This window comes from Paractinoplanes globisporus DSM 43857, assembly GCF_000379645.1.
Classification (GTDB): Bacteria; Actinomycetota; Actinomycetes; order Mycobacteriales; family Micromonosporaceae; genus Actinoplanes; species Actinoplanes globisporus.
Genome location: NZ_KB903294.1, coordinates 903889 through 922470 on the forward strand (window position 1 = coordinate 903889; position 18582 = coordinate 922470).

17 protein-coding genes are annotated in these 18582 nt (G+C 69.8%); 9 read left to right on the forward strand and 8 right to left on the reverse strand.

Translation table 11 applies throughout. The features are described from left to right. Window positions 1-9 precede the first annotated feature (9 nt). The 4 genes from A3CQ_RS0104045 to A3CQ_RS0104060 form a co-directional block, all read right to left on the reverse strand. Complete coding sequence (locus A3CQ_RS0104045; RefSeq protein ID WP_020509631.1) at window positions 10-1143, reverse strand: ABC transporter ATP-binding protein; 1134 nt, start codon at window positions 1141-1143, stop codon at window positions 10-12. A gap of 5 nt (window positions 1144-1148) precedes the next feature. Beyond that, window positions 1149-2912 carry an ABC transporter permease gene (locus A3CQ_RS0104050; protein ID WP_020509632.1) on the reverse strand — a complete coding sequence of 588 codons (1764 nt, stop codon included), beginning with the start codon at window positions 2910-2912 and terminating at the stop codon, window positions 1149-1151. Between the two features lie 64 nt (window positions 2913-2976). Next, on the reverse strand, window positions 2977-4071 hold the full coding sequence (locus A3CQ_RS0104055) for an ABC transporter substrate-binding protein (RefSeq protein WP_084698892.1): 1095 nt from the start codon (window positions 4069-4071) through the stop codon (window positions 2977-2979). 127 nt (window positions 4072-4198) lie between these two features. Next, window positions 4199-5437 carry an MFS transporter gene (locus A3CQ_RS0104060; RefSeq protein ID WP_020509634.1) on the reverse strand — a complete coding sequence of 413 codons (1239 nt, stop codon included), beginning with the start codon at window positions 5435-5437 and terminating at the stop codon, window positions 4199-4201. 77 nt (window positions 5438-5514) lie between these two features. Between A3CQ_RS0104060 and A3CQ_RS0104065 the strand changes: the two genes are divergently transcribed. The 4 genes from A3CQ_RS0104065 to A3CQ_RS0104080 are packed head-to-tail and all read left to right on the forward strand — an operon-like array spanning window position 5515 to window position 8965. Then, complete coding sequence (locus tag A3CQ_RS0104065; protein WP_020509635.1) at window positions 5515-6819, forward strand: Rieske 2Fe-2S domain-containing protein; 1305 nt, start codon at window positions 5515-5517, stop codon at window positions 6817-6819. Between the two features lie 4 nt (window positions 6820-6823). After that, window positions 6824-7309, forward strand: coding sequence for a hypothetical protein (locus tag A3CQ_RS0104070; RefSeq protein ID WP_026205273.1), 486 nt, complete (start codon window positions 6824-6826; stop codon window positions 7307-7309). Then, complete coding sequence (locus A3CQ_RS0104075) at window positions 7309-8136, forward strand: 3-methyl-2-oxobutanoate hydroxymethyltransferase (protein WP_020509637.1); 828 nt, start codon at window positions 7309-7311, stop codon at window positions 8134-8136. Before A3CQ_RS0104070 ends, A3CQ_RS0104075 begins: the two co-directional genes overlap by 1 nt. Beyond that, window positions 8117-8965: an alpha/beta fold hydrolase gene (locus A3CQ_RS0104080; protein WP_020509638.1), complete on the forward strand. Its 849-nt coding sequence runs from the start codon at window positions 8117-8119 to the stop codon at window positions 8963-8965. The genes A3CQ_RS0104075 and A3CQ_RS0104080 overlap by 20 nt, the downstream gene beginning before the upstream one ends. 196 nt (window positions 8966-9161) lie before the next feature. Here A3CQ_RS0104080 and A3CQ_RS0104085 read toward each other — a convergent pair whose 3' ends face one another. Continuing rightward, window positions 9162-9614, reverse strand: coding sequence for an RpiB/LacA/LacB family sugar-phosphate isomerase (locus A3CQ_RS0104085; RefSeq protein WP_020509639.1), 453 nt, complete (start codon window positions 9612-9614; stop codon window positions 9162-9164). Between the two features lie 12 nt (window positions 9615-9626). Next, entirely contained in the window at window positions 9627-10565 is a 939-nt protein-coding gene (locus A3CQ_RS0104090) for a substrate-binding domain-containing protein (protein WP_211216444.1), read from the reverse strand. Window positions 10566-10619: 54 nt separating this feature from the next. Between A3CQ_RS0104090 and A3CQ_RS0104100 the strand changes: the two genes are divergently transcribed. From A3CQ_RS0104100 to A3CQ_RS0104115, 4 genes are read left to right on the forward strand one after another with little or no spacing between them, the layout of a single operon-like run. Further along, a complete protein-coding gene (locus A3CQ_RS0104100; protein WP_020509641.1) occupies window positions 10620-11735 on the forward strand; it encodes a zinc-dependent alcohol dehydrogenase in 1116 nt (371 codons plus the stop codon). Continuing rightward, complete coding sequence (locus A3CQ_RS0104105) at window positions 11735-12409, forward strand: 4-carboxy-4-hydroxy-2-oxoadipate aldolase/oxaloacetate decarboxylase (RefSeq protein ID WP_020509642.1); 675 nt, start codon at window positions 11735-11737, stop codon at window positions 12407-12409. The genes A3CQ_RS0104100 and A3CQ_RS0104105 overlap by 1 nt, the downstream gene beginning before the upstream one ends. Further along, window positions 12406-13416: an amidohydrolase family protein gene (locus A3CQ_RS61590; protein ID WP_020509643.1), complete on the forward strand. Its 1011-nt coding sequence runs from the start codon at window positions 12406-12408 to the stop codon at window positions 13414-13416. Before A3CQ_RS0104105 ends, A3CQ_RS61590 begins: the two co-directional genes overlap by 4 nt. Then, the gene (locus tag A3CQ_RS0104115; RefSeq protein WP_026205274.1) at window positions 13413-14222 is read left to right on the forward strand and encodes an NAD(P)-binding domain-containing protein; all 810 of its coding nucleotides are present in this window, start codon (window positions 13413-13415) and stop codon (window positions 14220-14222) included. The genes A3CQ_RS61590 and A3CQ_RS0104115 overlap by 4 nt, the downstream gene beginning before the upstream one ends. On the opposite strand, the gene A3CQ_RS51395 is transcribed toward A3CQ_RS0104115, so the two are convergent. Beyond that, a complete protein-coding gene (locus A3CQ_RS51395; protein WP_020509645.1) occupies window positions 14188-15258 on the reverse strand; it encodes an AI-2E family transporter in 1071 nt (356 codons plus the stop codon). The genes A3CQ_RS0104115 and A3CQ_RS51395 overlap by 35 nt on opposite strands. 84 nt (window positions 15259-15342) lie before the next feature. On the opposite strand from A3CQ_RS51395, the gene A3CQ_RS51400 reads away from it, so the two are divergent. After that, window positions 15343-17064: a threonine/serine exporter family protein gene (locus A3CQ_RS51400; RefSeq protein ID WP_020509646.1), complete on the forward strand. Its 1722-nt coding sequence runs from the start codon at window positions 15343-15345 to the stop codon at window positions 17062-17064. A gap of 9 nt (window positions 17065-17073) precedes the next feature. On the opposite strand, the gene A3CQ_RS0104130 is transcribed toward A3CQ_RS51400, so the two are convergent. Next, the gene (locus A3CQ_RS0104130) at window positions 17074-18582 is read right to left on the reverse strand and encodes a basic amino acid/polyamine antiporter (protein ID WP_020509647.1); all 1509 of its coding nucleotides are present in this window, start codon (window positions 18580-18582) and stop codon (window positions 17074-17076) included.

An 18582-nucleotide genomic window follows, 5' to 3' on the forward strand; every position in this document is an offset into this window, starting at 1 on the left:
GGTGGCTCCTTACGTTGTTGCCGGCACCTCGGCGGGAGTCGCGGCCATGCCGGTCGCGGCGGGCATGACGATCGCGCTGTCCGGGTCGGGTTCCAGGAAGACCAGGTCGCCGTGCTCGAGGCCGACCTTCTCCCGGTAGACACGGACCTTCAGCAGGTCGTCGCCCAGGCGTACGTGATAGTCCCAGCAGTCACCGTGGTAGATGCTGAACTCGATGGTTCCCGGCCACGCCTCGTCGCTGTGCTGGCGGCGCGACAGCTTGAAGCTCTCCGGCCGCATGAACACGCTGACGGTCTGACCGGCCTCGATCGCCTCGCATTGGCTGCAGAGCATCGAGCGCTTGCCGAACGACACCGTCGCCCCCTCCGGCCCGACCGACTCGACGACGCCGTCGAGGCTGTTGGAGACGCCGAGGAAGCGCGCGGTGAACATGTCGCGCGGGTAGGTGTAGATGGCGTGCGGGATGCCGCGCTCGACGACGTGGCCGCCGTTCATGACGACGACGTCGTCGGAGACCGCGAGCGCCTCGTCCTGGTCGTGGGTGACGAAGACGGTGGTGATGCCGAGCCGCTGCTGGACGGCCCGGATCTCGTCGCGCATGCGGCCGCGCAGGCCCTTGTCGAGGTTGCTCAGCGGCTCGTCGAGCAGTAGCACCTTCGGCTCGCGGACCAGCGCCCGGGCCAGGGCGACGCGCTGCTGCTGCCCGCCGGAGAGCGCCGGCGCCGGGCGTTCGGCGAAGTCGGCCAGGCCCACCGCGTCGAGAGCCTCGAGGGCGCGCTTCCTGGCCTCACCTTTCCGTGGGCGTGGACGACTGACCTTCAGAGGGAACATCACGTTCTCCACGACGGTCATGTGCGGCCAGATCGCGTACGACTGGAAGACGATGCCGATGGGTCGCCGGTGCGGCCCGATGAAGATGCCGCGGGCCGGGTCGGAGACGACCTGGCCGCCGATCTCGACCGTGCCGGCGTCGGCCCGCTCGAGCCCGGCGATAAGCCGCAGGGTGGTGGTCTTGCCGCAGCCGCTCGGCCCCAGCAGAGTGGTCAGCTTGCCCTCGCCGACCTCGAGGTCGATGCCGTCCACGGCGTTCGCACCCACCGCGCGGCCGGGGTAGCGCTTGACGAGCCCGGTCAACTTGATCATGAGCGTCAACTTCCGTTCTTGATGCCGAACCGGCGGCTGATCAACCGCACAACCAGCGCGAGCAGGCTGAGGAACAGCACGATGAGTACACCCAGGGCGGCGACCACCGGGTAGTTGCCGGACGAGTACAGGTCGTAGACCTGCACCGAGACGACCTCGGTGTCCGAGGTGTAGAGGAAGATCGCGGCGGAGATCTCGCGGAACGCCACGATCATCGTGTAGACGAAGGCGGACAGCAGCGACGGCATGAGCAGCGGGATGAAGATCCGCCGGAACGCCTGCGGCCAGTTCGCGCCGCTGGCGGTGGCCGCCTCCTCCAGCTCGTCCTTGATCTGCTGCATACCGGGAACCAGGTAACGCATGGCGTACGGCAGCGTGATCGTGACGAACGCGATGGTCAGGATCGTGAGGGTGCCGTAGAGGTGGAACGGCAGCGGCGCCGAGAGGTACCAGTAGAGGATGCCGACGCCCATCACCACGCTGGGCACCGCGATCGGCACCGTGGCCAGCCCGTCGAGCAGGCCCCGGCCCCGGATCCTGGTCTTCACGGTCAGGTACGCCACCACCGCGCTCAGCACGGTGACGATCAGCCCGGCCGAGAACGCGGTGATCAGGCTGTTCTTCATCGCGTCGACGATGCCGGGCCGGTGGATCACCTGTGAGTAGTTGGTCAGGCTCAGGTGGTGCAGCGCGTCCATCGACGGCGACTCGTAGGTCGGCAGGAACGACGCCCAGAGCAGCATGAGCAGCGGGAGCGCGACGGCGACCACGAAGAAGACCACGAAGCCGGCGAAGCCCACCCAGCGCCAGGCGCCGAGGTCCTGGGCCCGCGCCCGGAAGCCCTTACCGGTGATCGTCTGAACCGCGCTGCCGCGGCTCAGCCGCTGCGAGGAGTAGAGGCCGATGCACGCCACGACCAGCACGAAGATGCCGAGCACGCCGACCGTGCCGTAGTCGGCCGGGAACTGCTGGAGCGCCGAGTAGATCCGGCTGACGAAGACGAAGTGCCGGGCCGGTACGCCGATCAGCTGCGGCACCTCGAAAGTACTGATGGTCTGCACGAACATCAGCAGCGCGGCGCTCAGGATGGCCGGGCGCGCGATCCGCAGCGTGATCGTGCGGAACGTCCGGGCCGGCGAGCAGCCGGACGCCAGCGCGGCCTCCTCGAGCGAGGAGTCCATCGAGGTGAACGACGCGGTGCCCATCAGGTACGCGACGGGGATGACGTGCATGGACTGCACGAACACCATGCCGGCCAGCGAGTAGACGTTGAACTGGGGCAGGTGCAGGGCGTGCAGCGCCAGGTTGGCCTGACCGCGCTGAGGCGACAGGAGCAGGCTCCAGGCGACCGTGTTGAGGATGCCGGGCAGGATCAGCGGCACCAGCGCGGCGATCCGGGCGAATCCTTTGGCCGGAGTGTTGGTCCGTACGACCAGCCAGGCGAGGCCGAACCCGACGACCGTCGAGAAGATCGAGGTCGCCGCCGCGTACACGAACGAGTTGTAGATGAGGCTGCCGATGCCCGGCGCGGTGAAGGTGCTGACGTAGTTGTGCAGCGTCCAGGTGCTCGGCGTGGTGCCCAGGAAGTCGGACTGAAGGCTGGAGTACAGCATCGTGCCGACCGGCACCAGCGCGAGGTAGGCGACGGCGAGGGCCGCGATGGCCAGCGTGATGTACTGCGGGTTGAGACGGTCCCGCCAGCGGCGGCGGTACGGCGCCGGCGGTCCGGGCGGTGGTGCGGTGGTCGGCTGTTGAGCGAGCAACGCCATGGGTCGCGTCCCTTGGTCTGGCTCGGCGGCGCCGGGTTCCGGGCTCCGGCGCCGCCGAGAGCTGTCACGGTGCGCCGAGAGCCGACTTCATCTCGTTGAGCTCGGCGTTGTAGGTCGCGGCGGGCAGGTTGGGCTCGCCCCACGCCGGGGTCCACTTGGCCGGATCCCAGACCGCCGGGTCGTTCTTCACATCGGTACGGATCGACGTGTGGTTGGTGATGTCGATGATCGCCTGCTGTCCCTCCTGGGAGACCAGCCAGTCCTCGAACAGCCGGGCGGCGGCCGGGTGCGGCGCGCCCTTGGCCAGGTCGACCAGCGTCAGCGAGGCCGGCAGCTGGGGGGTGTTGACGAAGGCGACCGTCTTGGCGTTCTTCTTCCCGAGGCTCGACGCCTTGTAGCCGTACGCCGTGGCCGCTCCGGCCGGCTCGCCCGCCTGCACCTGGGTGAGCGCCTGGGTGTGGCTCTCGACGAACACCGGCTTGTTGGCGCCCAGACCCTGCAGCAGCTTGAGCGCTTCGTCGTGGCCCATGCTGTTGACCAGGCTGTCGTACCAGTTGACCGCGCCCGGGTCGATCGAGAACTGGCCCTTCCAGGCCGGGCTGGTCAGGTCCTGCCAGCTCGTCGGGGCCGCCAGGCCCTTCTGCTTGACAATTTCCGGGTTGTACGCGACGACCGTGGTCACGACGTAGACAATGCCCTCGTAGCCCTCCGGCAGCTTCAGCCCGTTGGGCAGCGCCGACTGGTCCTTCGGGGTGTACGGCTGCAGCGCGCCGGCCTGCAGAAGCTGGGCCAGCTGGGGCGAGTCGCCCGAGATGACGTCGGCCGTGAACTGCTTGCCGCGCTGCTCGGTGATCACGCGGGGCGGGATCTTGTCGGCCGACAGCCGCAGCGGCTTGACGGTCACGTTCGGGTAGGTCTTGTTGAACGCCTTGAGCATCGGCTGAACGTCGTCGTCGGCGAACGTGGTGTACCAGGTGAGGGTGCCTTCCGTGGCAGCCTTGGCGGCCAGGTCGGCGGTCGAGAGCGAATCGAGGCTGGTGTCCTTTGAAGCGGCATTTGTCGGCGTGCCCCCGTTGCCCCCGCACGCGGCGAGGACGAGGACCAGGGAGGTGGACAGTAAGGCAAGCAAACGTTGGTGACGTGCTCCACGTGCTCTCATCTGCGTGAACCCTTCAAGGGGGAGATTCGGCTGGGCGCTTCAGGGCCGGACGCGGCCGGCCGTGTCCTGGATCACGCCGCAGCAAATGGAGTATGGCCAGAAGGTAGGACCATTTGTCAATGGGATGTTACGGAGACATGACGGCAGGATCGGGCTCCGGAACCGTCCGGTAATCCCGCAGACGACTCCCCCGTAGCCACAGCCCGGCGGCGTAGCCGATCGGCACGAGCGACCCCAGCGAGAGCGCGGCGACGGGCCCGAGCAGGGACGCCAGGCCGCCGATGATCGTGTCGCCGAGCGCCGGGCCGCCGCGCGACGCCATCTGATAGATCGACGAGACTCGACCTCGTATCTCGTCCGGGGTTTCCAGCTGTACCGCGGCCTGCCGAATCGTCGTGGCCAGCGCGTCGAACGCCCCGACCAGCAGGCCAGCCAGCAGGGCGAGCAACAGCAGCTGCGACTGGGCCAGGGCGAGCGTGGCCACGCCGTACCCCGCGGAGGCAGCGAGGAGGACCCGGCCGGTGCGCCCGGGCCGCCCGACCAGGTGCACCACCGGCCACGTGGCGAGCAGGGCGCCCGCGCTGGGCGCGCTCGAGAGCAGGCCGTACGCGGTCGGTCCGGCATGCAGGACGGTCAGCGTGAGCGCGGGCAGCACCACCCGGTACGCGCCGAACAGCGTGGCCGACAGGTCGAGACTCATCATCATCCAGATGGTCGGACGTTTGGCTACGAAACGGGCGCCCTCGGCGATGCTGTGCAGCACCGGGAGGTGCTTGGCCGGCATCAACCGGGGCACCCGCAGCATGCCGAGCACGACCACCAGCACCGCGTAGGTGGCCGCGTCGGCCAGGTACATCAGGCCCGGCCCGTGCACCGCGATCAACAGGCCGGCGAGGGCCGGTCCGATCAGCACGGCGAGCTCGCGGGACGGGTTGATCAGGGCAAACGCCTGCGCCAGCTGGTTGCGCGGCACCATGGCCGGGATCAGCGCCTGCCGGGCCGGCTGGTCGAACGTGCCGGCCGCGGTGGTCAGCACCACCGCGATCAGCACCTCCGCGACGTTGGCGTGCCCGGCCTCGGTGACGATGCCCAGGCCGAGGGCCACGGCTAGGGCCAGCAGCTGGGTGGCCTGCAGCAGGCGGCGGCGGTCGAGCCGGTCGGCGTAGGCCCCGCCGAGCGGGCTGAGAACCAGCAGGGAGATCGCCTGAGCGAAGCCGACGAGACCGGTCAGCGCGATCGAGCGGCTCAGCTCGTACACCTGGAAGAGGTTGGCGGCGACCGTTCCGCGGGTGCCGATCTGGGAGAAGACCACGCCGAACCAGTAGAGATCGAAGTCGCGATGCCGCAAGACGGCCGGGACAGCCACAGGCGGAACCCCCTCTCGATTTTGGAGGCCAAATGGTATTACAGTTTGCCTGGCAGTCAGCGAAAGGCGGAACCCCGATGCTCAAGCAGGAAATCAACGAGCTGCTGACCCGGACCGGCCCCGGCACCGAGATGGGCGACCTGTTCCGGCAGTACTGGATCCCGGCGATGCTCGCCGAGGAGCTACCCGAACCGGGCAGCCCGCCGGTACGCGTCAAGCTGCTCTCCGAGCGACTGATCGCCTTCCGCGACAGCGCCGGCAACTACGGCCTGATCGACGAGTTCTGCGCGCACCGGGGCGTGTCGCTCTGGTTCGGCAACAACGAGCTGGACTCGGGGCAGGCGCCCGGACTGCGCTGCGCTTACCACGGCTGGAAGTACGACACCACGGGCCAGTGCATCGAGGTGCCGTCGGAGCCGGACAACAGCACGTTCTGCCGCAAGGTCAAGCTCACGTCGTACCCGCTGGTCAAGGTCGGGGACATCCTCTGGACGTACATGGGCGATCCGGACAAGCAGCCCGCGCTGCCGGAGTACGAGTTCTGCACGGTCCCGTCCGAGCAGAGCTACACGTCCAAGCGCTGGCAGGAGTGCAACTGGCTGCAGGCGCTCGAGGGTGGCATCGACTCCAGCCACGTCTCCTGGCTGCACAACGCCGGTCTGAAGAACGATCCATTGTTCAAGGGGTCCCGGGGCAACGAGTACAACCTCAACGACATGCGGCCGTTCTTCGAGGTCGTCGAGTCCGACGGCGGCCTGCTCGTCGGCGTCCGGCGCAACGCCGAGGAGGGCCACTACTACTGGCGGATCACGCCCTGGGTGATGCCGGCGTTCACGATGGTGCCGCCCCGCGCCGACCACCCGGTGCACGGGCACTTCTGGGTGCCGATCGACGACGAGAACTGCTGGGTCTTCACCTTCGACTACCTGCCGGTGCGGGCGCTGACCGAGGCCGAGCTCGCGGCCATGAAAGCCGGGCACGGCGTGCACAACGAGTACGAGCCGGGCGGCACGTACCGGCCGCTGCAGAACCGGGACAACGACTACATGATGGATCGCGACGCGCAGCGCCGCGGCGAGACGTTCTCCGGCATCAAGGGCATCGCCATGCAGGACGCCTCGTTGCAGGAGAGCATGGGCCCGATCGTCGACCGGTCCAAGGAACGCCTGGTCTCGGCGGACAGCGGCATCATCAAGGCTCGGCGCAAGCTGGTCGCCGCGGCGGTCGAGCTGCGCGAGAAGGGCATCACGCCGCCCGGGGTCGACCCGGTCCACCACCGCGTGCGCTCGGTCGCCGCGGTGCTGCCCCAGGACGCGTCGTTCGTCGAGGCGTGCCGGGAAGACCTGGTGGCCACGCCGGGCGTCCGCCAGACAACGGTATGAGGCTATGACTGTCACCGTTACTACCTCTTATATAAGGCCGACCCTTCTGCACAGCTGCGCCTGGGCGGCGACGGCCAAGGAAGCGGCCTTCCGGATCGACAAACCGCCGGCCTACGTACGCACGAGCCGCGTGTTCGCGCTCGATCCGGGCGCCGCCGGCGTGGTCCGCGACCTGGCCGCGATGCCGTGGCACGACACGCGCTTCATTCCCGCCTTCGACGCGGGCACGCTCGCCGACGAGCTGCGGGACGCCGACCTCGCGATGATGATCGCGACCGCCGACGACGGCGCCGCCGCGGCCCACGCGATCGGCCACGCGTGCTGGGAACGCGGCATCACCACCGCCGGCGTCGTGCTCGACCTCGGCGGCCTCGGCCTGCGCCGGGCGGCGACCGAGGCGGTCGCCGCGCTCCGCCCGCACGCCCGGGTGCTGCTGGTCACCGAGGACCGCGGGGACATCGTCGAGATCCTCGGCGAGGTGGGGGCCTGATGCCGACGCTGCCGGAGCTCGCCGCCCGCAAGAAGACCGGGCAGAAGATCGTCGGAGTGGTCGCCTGGGACTACCAGATGGCCCGCATCGCCGACCGGGCCGGAGCCGACCTCCTCGTCGTCGGTGACTCGGTCGGGGTCAACCTGTGGGGGCACGCCAACCCGTTCGAGGTCACCCTCGACGAGATGATCGTGGTCGCCAAGGCCGTACGGCGCGGGGCGGTCTCGGCCCTGGTGTGCTGCGACTTCCCCTACGGCCCGCTCCAGCAGGGGCCGGCGGCGGCGGTCGCGGCGGCGATCCGGATCGTCAAGGAGACCGGCGCCGACCTGGTCAAGCTCGACGGCGCGGCCGACCACCCGGACGGCGTCGAGGCGGTACGCCGGGCCGGCGTGCCGGTGTTCGCGCAGATGGGCGTGACCCCGCAGCTCGCCCTGCGGTACGGCGTCGACTACGCGGCCCTGTCCCGGGCGGGCGCGCAGGTCCCCGCCTCGCTGGCGGACGAGCTCGTGACGGAGGCCAAACGCCTCGAAGCGGCCGGCGCCTCGATGATCGACTTCACCAACTCCGGACCGGTGGCCGGCCGCCTGGTCACCGAGGCGGTCTCGATCCCGGTCCTCGGCGGCTTCGGCGGCGGGCCGTGGCTCGACGGCCGGGTGCGGATGGCCCACGCGGCCATCGGTTACGCCGCGAGCGGCATCGACAAACCATCTGACACGTACGCGCAGGTGGCGCGCGTGGCGCACGCCGCGCTCTCGGCCTATGCCGACGACGTGCGCGCGGGCCGGCAGATCAAGGGAGGGATCCCCGTTGCCGACGGCGGTCGTTGACGGCATCGTCACGCGCTACGAGGTGACCGGGGACGGGCCGCCGCTGCTGATGTACTCCCCCGGCGGCTTCGACTCGCGCCTGGAGAACTGGTCGTCGCTCGGGATCTACGGCCGGCTCGAACTGCTGTCCCGGTTGTCGTCCCGATACACCTGCATCACCTTCGACCGGCGGGAGTCAGGCCTGTCCGGCGGCCGCCTCGAACGCATCGGGTGGGCGTCCTACGTCGCACAGGGCAAAGGTCTGCTGGACCATCTGGGCTTCGATCGGGCCTTTCTGATGGGCGGATGCGTCGGGTGCTCGTCGGTGCTGGCGCTCGCGGTGGCCCATCCCTCGCTGGCCCGGGGCATGGTGCTCTACTCGCCGGCCGGCGGGCCGCGCTATCGGATGGTCCAGCACGCGCGCTTCGCAGACCATTTGGCCTTTGTACGCGAGTCCGGGCTGGGGGCCGTCGTCGAGCTCGCGCGGACGACCTCGCTGGGGTTCACCAAGGACCCTCGGGTCGGGCCCTGGGTTCCGGTGCTCCGGTCGGATCCGGCGTTTGCCGATGCCTACGCGTCGTTCGACCCTTCGCGGTACGCCGTGCTGGTGGCCGGCATGTCCCGGGTTCTGTACGACCGGGACACGGTGCCCGGCACCGAGCCGGAAGACCTGATGACCCTGGACGTGCCGGCCCTGATCGTGCCCGGGCAGGACACGTCGCACGCGCCGTCCGCCGCGCGCTACCTGCAGGAATGTCTGCCCGGCGCGTCCTACTGGGACGTGCCGGTCGCCGCCCAGACGGCCGCCAACGCACCCGCGCGGATTCTCGAGTTTCTCGACGCTCACTAGCGCTCGCCGCGGCCTCCGGCTCGGTCCGTAGCCGCCGGAAAGCTCTCTCCCGCCGGGTGCCGACCACGACAACGCCCCAGCGCCGCGTCACCTGCGGCAGGTCGGCCCCTCGAGAGATTGACCATTCGCGCCTCGCGAGGGCTTGTCCGCCCCGCGGGACTGCCCACTGGCGCCTGCGAGAGACGTCCGCCTGCGGCTAGCGGTAGGCCTCGTCCTCTTCTATGGCCATGATGGCGTCGACCCGGCGCTGATGGATGCCGCCCCGGAAGGCGGTGGTCAGCCACAGGTCGGCGAGTTCGAGCGCGAGCTCGGCGGAGATCACCTTGGCGCCCAGGATCAGCATGTTGCTGTCGTTGTTGAGCCGGGAGATCTCCGTGGTGAAACGGTCGAAGCCCAGGCCCGCGCGGATGCCGTGGAGCTTGTTGCAGGCGATGTGCTCGCCCTGGCCGCTGCCACCCACGATGATCCCGCGGTCGGCGGCGCCTCCCGCCACGAGGTGGCCGACGTCGACGCAGAGGGCCGGATAGTCGACGACTTCGTCGCTGTGGGTGCCCCGGTCGTCCACGGCGTGCCCCTGCGACGTCAGCTGGTCGATGAGGCGGGTTTTGAGGGCGACCCCGTTGTGGTCGGCCGCGATGGCTATGCGCAAAGGTCTAACCTTTCAGGCCGACAGGCTCACGGTGTTACCGGCGAACAGTTCTTCGAGCACCGGCGGCCGGGTCAGGATGTGCTGGCTCAGCGCCGCCCCGACGAGCGCCTGCAGGACGTGCCGGTTGGCCTCGAGCCCGAACGGCACCGGGTCGGCGCCGGTGATCTCGGCGACGCGCCGGTCCAGTTCGGACGGGCCGGCCGCCAGGTAGCGGCGCTTCGCCTCGGCGAAGGCCTCGAACAACGCGGGCGCGAGATCGGTATGACCGGCCAGCAGTTCGTCGCGTACGACCAGCAAATGATTTATCGGATAGACGCCGGTGCGGCGCAGGCTCGCGAGGCCCGCCTCGACCGGGTCGTGGATCAGCGGGACCAGGCCCTCGCCGGCCGGGACTCCGATCGCCGCCGCCAGTTCGCCCGAGGCGACCATCGAGGGCAGCGTGCGGCCGGCCGGCGCGGCGACGACGTTCGCCGGGGGCTGGTAGGAGGCGACGTGCTCGTCGCCGGACAGCACCCAGGTGATCCGGGAGAGGTCGACGCCGTACTCGTCCCGCAGCACCGCTCGGGCCCACACGCCGGTGGTCACGGTGTAACCCCGGTTGACGCCGACCGAGCGGCCCTCGAGCTGCTTCGGGTGGTCGATCGGGCCGCCGTCCAGGCGCATGATCGCGCCGTGGTGGAAGCCGCGCACCAGGAAGATCGGGAGTGCGGTGAACTCGGCACCGTGCTCCTTCGCGACCAGGTAGGTGGTCGCCGCCATCTCGCAGACGTCGAACTCGTTGGACCGGACCATCCGCCGGAAACCCTTGACGAGCACCGGGACGTCCTGCCAGTCGAGCCGGTAGCCGACCGGCTGCACGGCTCCGTCGACGACCGCTCGGTTGATGCCCGAGGGCCGGCTCACCGCGGTCAAGCTCATCGGGCTCACCGGCAATCGCTTCTCCTCCGCCACGTTGGTATGGTAGCAAACGGTTAGACCATTAGTCTTCAACGACCTGGGGGTCCGATGGCCGAAACAGTCCTCGCCGCGGTTCGCACCGCACCGGGCACGACCGAGATCCGCGAGTTCCCGATGCCGGAGATCTCCGACGACTCGGCCCTCATGCGGGTCGAGGTGGCCGGCATCTGCGGCACCGACGTGAAGATGTACGGCAAGCCGCCGTTCGCCGACCCGGTCATCATGGGCCACGAGAACATCGGCATCATCGAACGGTCCGGCGCGGTCTTCCGCGAGCGTCATGGCGTGCGCGACGGCGACCGCGTCTTCGTCGAGCACTACGTGGGCTGTTACCGCTGCGAGTGGTGCCGCATCGGGCAGTACCGCCACTGCGAGCTGACCGACTGGCGGACCAACCCGGATGCCCGCCGCTACGGCTACACCTCGTCCGACAACCCGGGCCGGCTCTGGGGCGGCTTCGCGCAGTACATGTACCTGCCGTGGAACGCCGTCGTGCACAAGGTTCCCGGCAACGTGACCGCCGAGCTGGGTGGCATCGTCACCCCGCTCTCCAACGGCATCGAGTGGGCGCTGGTCGACGGCGGCGTCGGCTACGACTCGCGGGTTCTCATCCAGGGCCCGGGCCAGCAGGGCCTCTCCCAGGTCGTCGCGTGCAAGCAGGCCGGCGCCTCGCTGATCGTCGTGACCGGCACCGCCCGCGACAAGGCCCGCCTCGACCTCGCCCGGCAGCTGGGCGCCGACTTCACCATCGACGTCACGTCGGAGGACCCGCGCGAGCGCATCCGCGAGATCACCGGCGGCAAGGGCGTCGACGTCGTGCTCGACTGCACGGCCGGCGCCGGCACCGCCCCGGTTCTGCTCGGCATCGACGTGCTCAAACGCCGTGAGGGCACCCTGCTGATCCAGGGTGAGCTGGCCGCGTTCCCCGACTTCCCGGTCAAGAAGCTCACCGAGAAGGCCATCACGATCAAGAGCGCCCGCGGGCACAGCTTCCGCTCCTGCGAGCTCGCGCTCTCCCAGCTGGCGTCGCACCGGTTCCCCCTCGAGGAGCTGGCTACCCACACGTACGGGCTGGCCGACGTCGACACCGCGATCCGGGCGGTCGGTGGCGAGGCGGGCGAGGACGTCATCCACGTGTCGCTGCTGCCCTGGCGAGACCTCTGATGGCCCACGTGGTGGTCCAGAACATTCAGCGGACCCCGGTCGAGCTCGCCGGCGCGTTCGCCGGCCTCGGGGTGGCCACCGTCCACGAGGCGCAGGGCCGCACCGGGCTGATGCGCCCCCGCATCCGGCCGGTCTGGAAGGGCGCGCACATCGCGGGCACCGCGGTCACGGTCAGCGTGCCGCCCAACGACAACTGGATGCTGCACGTCGCGGTCGAGCAGTGCCGGCCGGGCGACGTGCTCGTGGTGGCGCCGACCTCGTTCTCCGACGCCGGCTACTTCGGTGAGCTGCTGGCCACCGCGCTCGCCTACCGGGGCGTGCGCGGCCTGGTCATCGACGCCGGCTGCCGCGACATCACCGAGCTCGAGGAGATGGGCTTCCCGGTCTGGTCGGCCTGCGTCTCGGCGACCGGGACGGTGAAGGAGACTCTGGGCAGCGTCAACGTGCCGATCGTCTGCGCCGGCCAGATCGTCGACCCGGGCGACGTGGTGGTGGCCGACGCCGACGGCGTGGTCGTGGTGCCGCGCGCCGATGCCGAGGAGGTGCTCGCCGCCTCGCGGGCCCGCGAGGAGAAGGAAGCGGTCTCCCGCAAGCGCTACGCGGCCGGCGAGCTGAGCCTGGACGTGTCGGGCATGCGGGACGCGCTCGCCGCCAAAGGACTGACCTACCAATGATCATCGACATCCATGGGCACTACACGACCACGCCGGCGGAGCTCGGGGCGTACCGGAAGAAGCAGATCGTCTGGATGAACGATCGTCATTTGGTCAGACCGGAGCCGCCGGTGATCTCGGATCAGGAGATCGTCGACTCCATCGCGCGGAACCAGCTGCGCCTGATGGACGAGCGGGGCGAGGACGTCATGCTCATCTCGCCCAAGGCGTCGGGCATGGAGCACCACCGGCCGGACCGCTCGGTGGCCCGGGACTGGGCGAGGGTGAGCAACGACCTGGTGCATCGCGTCGCCGGTCTGTTCCCGGGGCGGTTCGCGGGCGTCTGCCAGCTGCCGCAGACGCCGGGAAGGTCCCTGGTGGAGCCGGTTCTCGAGTTGCGGCGCTGCGTCGAGGAGCTGGGCTTCGTCGGCTGCAACCTCAACCCGGATCCGTCCGGCGGCTTCTGGACCGCGCCGCCGCTCACCGACGAGTTCTGGTTCCCGCTGTACGAGGTCATGACCGAGCTCGACGTGCCGGCGATGATCCACGTCTCGTCGTCGGACAACCCGGCGGTCGAAACGCTCGGCGGCCACTATCTCAACGCGGACACCACGGTCTTCATGCAGCTGGTCGCCGGTGACCTGTTCGCGCGCTTCCCGGGACTGCGGTTCGTCATCCCGCACGGCGGGGGCGCGGTCCCCTATCACTGGGGGCGCTACGAGGGGCTGGCGACGCGATTGGGCAAGCCGCCGCTGGCTGACCATTTGCTGGGCAACGTGTATTTCGATACATGCGTTTACCACCAGGCCGGGTTCGACCTTCTGACCTCGGTGGTGCCGGCCCGGAACCTGCTCTTCGCGGCGGAGATGCTCGGTGCCGTGCGCGGCGACAACCCGGCCACGGGCAGGTCCTGGGACGACACCACGGCCTACTTCGAGGCGTCGCCCCTCTCCGAATCGGATCGGCAGCGCATCGCCTCCGAGAACGCGCGAATCGTCTACCCACGCCTGGAAAAGGTGCTGCCGTGACGCGGCCCGTGGTCGGGGTGGCTGGGCTGGGCGCGATGGGGCGTCCGATCGCCGCGCGACTGGCCGCGCACGGCTTCGAGGTGCTCGGCCTGGATCCCCACGTCACCCTTGACGGCGTACGCCGGGTCGATCGTCTCGACGAAGCCGACGTGGTCCTCGTGATTGTCCCCACCGACGACGACGTGACCGCCGTCGTCACCGGCATCCTGGCCGCACCGCGACATCGGGCGACGCACGACCCGGGCCGCACCGGCGGCCGGCGCCAGGTGATCGCGATCTGCTCGTCGGTACGCCCGGAGACATGCCGCACGCTCGCCACCGACGCGGCCGCCCGCGGCGTCGATCTGCTCGACGTGGCCCTGACCGGCGGCATTCGCGGCGCCGAGGGCGGCACGCTCAACTTGCTTGTCGGCGGCGATCCCGCGGTCGCGGCGAGGCTCGGCGGCATCTTCGCGGTGATCGCGAGCGCCTATCACGTGCTGGGCCCGGTCGGGGCCGGGCAGGTGGCGAAGGCGGCCAGCAACCTCATCCACTGGGCCGAGATCGTGGCCATCCGCGAGTCCCTGCGCCTGGCCGACGCGTACGGCGTGAAACCCTCGGACCTGCGGGACGCGCTGCAGCAGGGCGGAACCGATTCCCGGACCTTGCGCGAACTGGAACTGATGAAGTTCACCTGGTGGGAGAAGGACATCACCGTCGCCGAGGCGATGGCGGCCGAGGTCGGCATCCCGCTCCCGGTGGCCGGCCTGTCCCGCCGCCTGATGCCGACGGTCACCGTCGAGTCGGTGCGCGACCTGCTCTCCTAGAACCGCCGGCGTCGACGAAACCGGCCAGCCAGCGTGCCGATCGTACGGAATCAATGAAGATCGCCTTGACCAGCAGACTGAGCGGGATGGCGAGCACGGCGCCGAGCGGGCCGAGGACCCACGCCCAGAACGCCACGGATGCCACGGTCACCGTCATGGACATCCCCACCGCGTCGCCCACGACCTTGGCCGGGACGAACGTCGTCACGATCGAGTTCAAGACTATGTAGACGACGATCACGAGGACCATGCTCTGCCACCCCTGGGTCAGCAGCGCCAGCAACGCCGGCGGAACCAGCCCGACCAGGAAGCCGACGTACGGGATGAAGTTGCACACCGCGGCCAGGAGCCCCCACAGGAACGCCAGGGGAATCCCCAGGATGAGCAGGAATACCGTGTCCAAGGTTCCGACAATGATCGCGAACACTCCGGTGATGGCGACGTATCGCCGGGTGTTCGCCACGAAGCTCGCCAGCGCGAGGGCCAGCCGGGGATGGTCCTCCTGCAGCGCGACGGACCGGCGGCTGATCTGGGCGGACTCGATCCCGACGAACAACAGCAGGCTGTAGACGAGGACCAGGCTCGTGGCCGCCCCCACCAGCGAGGGGATGTGCGCCGTGAGCCAGCCGGCCACGACCGGCAGATCGATGTTCCGGACGATCTCGCGAATCTGCTCCGGGCCGACACCGAGCGAGGCCAGGAACTCGGAGAACTCGCGTGTCGTGGCGGCGGCCTCGTCGAAATAGCTCGGCAGGACCGTGGCCAGGCGGGCGATCGCGTACACCACGATCGCCACCAGCCCGAGGATGATCCCGAAGATCGACAGCAGCAGCGCCACCAGCGCCACGATCGCCGGAACCCCGCGCCGCACCAGCGAGGTGTATATCGGATGGACCAATATAACGATCACCAGCGCGAACACCGCCGGAGTGACCAGCCAGGCCAACTCCCGCAGACCCAGCACCGTGATCACGATTCCGCCGAGGACCACGAAAACGGTGGCGGCACGCGACGAGTTGAACCGTGTTGGTTCCATACTGCAAGCTTCGCTGAGCAATCTTGCGGCAGTCTCACCCCGTGCGGGTGAGCCTCGCCCAGCGGATGAGGGCCAGAATGCGCCATGGTCGTCCGCCACGAGATGCGCATCGCGGCGCTGCTGCTGGCCGGTCTCGCCGCCGCTCTCACCCTGGCCGGGCCGGTCGACGGCGCGCAGCCCTCCGATCCGCCGGAACCGGGACCGGCCGCGACGTCCACCGACGACGCCGGTCTGCCGGCGCCGACCCCGACCCCGACACCGGAGCCGAGCGAGTCCGCCTCGCCGGGCCCGCTCACGAGCGACAACGCCTCGGTCTCCGTGTCCGCCAGCCTCCCGTCGCCGCTTCCGACCACGACGACGGCACCGGTGTCGGCGTCCGCGCCCATCCCGACTCCGGATTCCGCGGGATCCCCCGCCGCGACGCGGTCCGGCATCGCGGTGTCCACGCTGCTCGCGGCACTGGGCGCCCTGCTGGCAACGGGCGCGGTCGCCCTCGCGATCGGCCGTCGATCGGCGCGCGCCGCACGCCGCCCGACCGGACCGCGACCGGGACCGCCGCCGCACCCTGGTGTCTCCGGTTCGCTCGTACCCTTCCTCGTGGCCCTGGGGCAGGCCCTGATCGACGGCGGCGAGCCGGTGTCCTCGGTCCAGCGGATCCTGGGCAGGGTGGCGGCGGTCAACGGCGTTCCGGACGCGGAGGTCGTCGTGCTGGCGACGGCGTTGTTCGTCACCGCGCCCACCCTGGGCACGGTGCAGACCGCCGTCGCGCCCGCCGGCACCGAGCAGCTCCGCCTGGAGCAGATGGACGCCCTCCACCGGCTCGTCCGGTCGGCCGAACGTGGCCGGGTCGGGCCGATCGACGGGCTCGGTGAGCTCACCCGGATCCGGGGCCTGCCACCGGCGTTCGGGCCGGCGGCCCGCGTGGCCGGCTATGTCCTGCTGTCGACCGGGCTCGCGCTGGTGCTCCGGGCCGACTGGACCGGCCTGTGGGGAGCTGCCCTGCTCGGCGCGGGCGTGGGCCTTCTGCAACTGGCGACGGAACGGGCGCCGGCGCGATGGCAGCCGTTCCTTCCGCCGTTGTGCGCCTTCGGCGTGGCGTGCGGAGCCTTTCTGCTCGTCCGACTCGCCCCCGGCACGGGGGCGTTGGCGCCGCTGGCCGCGCCCCTGGTGACGTTCCTTCCCGGCGCCCTGCTGACGACGGCGGCGATCGAGCTGGCCACCGGACAAATGATCTCCGGCGCCGGCCGGCTGGCGTCCGGCAGCATGCGCCTGTTCCTGCTGGCGCTCGGCATCACCAGCGCGGCCGAACTGGTCGGCGCCCCGCTCAATACCCTCATCGGGGTCAGTTCCGACCTCCTGCCGGCCTGGACGACCTGGCTCGGCGTCGCTCTCTTCGGTACGGGTGTCGTGCTGCACCACTGCGCCCGTCTTGCCTCGCTCGGCTGGCTGTTGCTGGTGCTCTACATCGCGTACGCGGGTCAGGTGGTCGGAGGGTTCTTCCTCGGTGGAGTGCTGTCCGCCTTCGTCGGAGCGGTGCTGATGACCCCCGCCGCCCGCCTGGTGGCGCGGGCGCCGAACGGACCACCGGCGCCGGTCAGTGTGCTGCCCGCCTTCTGGCTGCTGGTGCCGGGCGCGCTCGGCCTGCTCGGCGTGACCAAGTATCTCGGTGCCGACCCGTTGGACGGGCTCAACACCCTGTTGACGACCGCGGCGACGATGGTCGCCGTCGCGCTCGGCGTGCTGCTGGGCAGCGAGATCTACTGGTCAGACCGTTCGCCGGACAGGGCGGCGCCGGTGGTCTCGTAGGATGCTGCCTCAGACGGAGATGAAGCCCCTCCACAGTCCGATGAAGCCGACGATCCCGGCGCCCACGATCAAGACGCACAGGACGATCTCGGTGGGCGTGAACAACCGGCGGCCTCGCTCGCTGCGCGCCTTGACGTACAGCAGGGTGGCCGGCGCGAGGATCACCGAGCACAGCAGCAGGAACTTGAGACCGGCCGCCTCGAACAGGAACAGGGTGTACGCGGTCGCGACCCCCGCGATGATCGTCTCCTTGCGACGCGTCCGGGTCGCCACCTCGTCGTAGGACTCGCCGGTGAGGCCCAGCTTCAACGCGTACGCGGCGGCCAGGAAGTACGGGATCAGTGCGAGGCTGGTGCACAGGTCGAGCATGAAGTTCAGCGCGTCGGTCAGGACGAGAGTCACCGCGAGGAGCAGTTGGACCGCCAGCGAGGTGACGACGAGCGCGGTGATCGGCGTCGCCTTGTCGTTCTCCTTGCCGAGGAAGGCCGGGAAGTCCTCGTTGTGGGCCGGTATGTACATCACCTCGGCCGCCATCAGGGTCCAGGCGAGGTAGGCGCCGAGGACGGAGACGATGACGGCGATGCTGATGAACCAGCGGCCCCAGTCGCCGACGACGCTTTCGAACAGGCCGATCATCGACGGCTGGCGGGTCGCGGCGATCTCCGGCTGGGCCATCACCGAGTAGCTCGACAGCGTCACCAGAGCGAAGATCGACAGCACGCTCAGCAGGCCGATGACGGTCGCCTTGCCGACGTCCTCGCGCTTCTTGGCGTAGCGGGAGTAGACGCTCGCGCCCTCGATGCCGAGGAAGACGAACGTCGTAATGATCATGGTGTTCCGGACCTGTTCGTTGAGCGAGCCGAGGTCGCCGTACCCGGTGGCGGTCCAGTTGTCGGCGAAGATGCCGGCGTCGAAGGCGACGAACAGGACGACGATGAAGACGAGGATCGGCAGGATCTTGAAGATGGTCACGATCCGGTTGATCACGGCCGCGTCGCGGATCCCCCGCGAGATGAGGTAGTGGAACAGCCAGACCCCGACGGTGGACAGAGCCACCGCGAGGACGGTGTCGCCGTCACCGAAGCCGGCGAAGAGCCCGCCGAGGGTCGCGGTGATGAACACCCAGTAGAAGGCGTTGCCGGCGACCGCGCTGGCCCAGAAGCCGATGGCGGAGTTGAAGCCGGCGTAGTCACCGAAGCCGGCCTTGGCGTAGATGAAGACGCCGGAATCCAGGTGGGGCTTGCGGATGGCGAGGGTCTGGAAGACGAAGGCGAGCATCAGCATCCCGGTTCCGGCGATCGCCCACGCGATCAGCGACCCGAGGATGCCGGTTGCCACGCCGAAGCGCGCCGGCAGCGAGAACACGCCCGCGCCGACCATGCTGCCGACCACCATCGCCGTGAGAGTGGGCAGGCTCATCTTGCCCGGCGTCACGACCGGGGGGTCGGCAGCCGGGGTCGCGCCAACCGGGGTGGCGGCGAGCGAGGTGTGAGCGGCCGCGGGAACTGTGTCATCCAT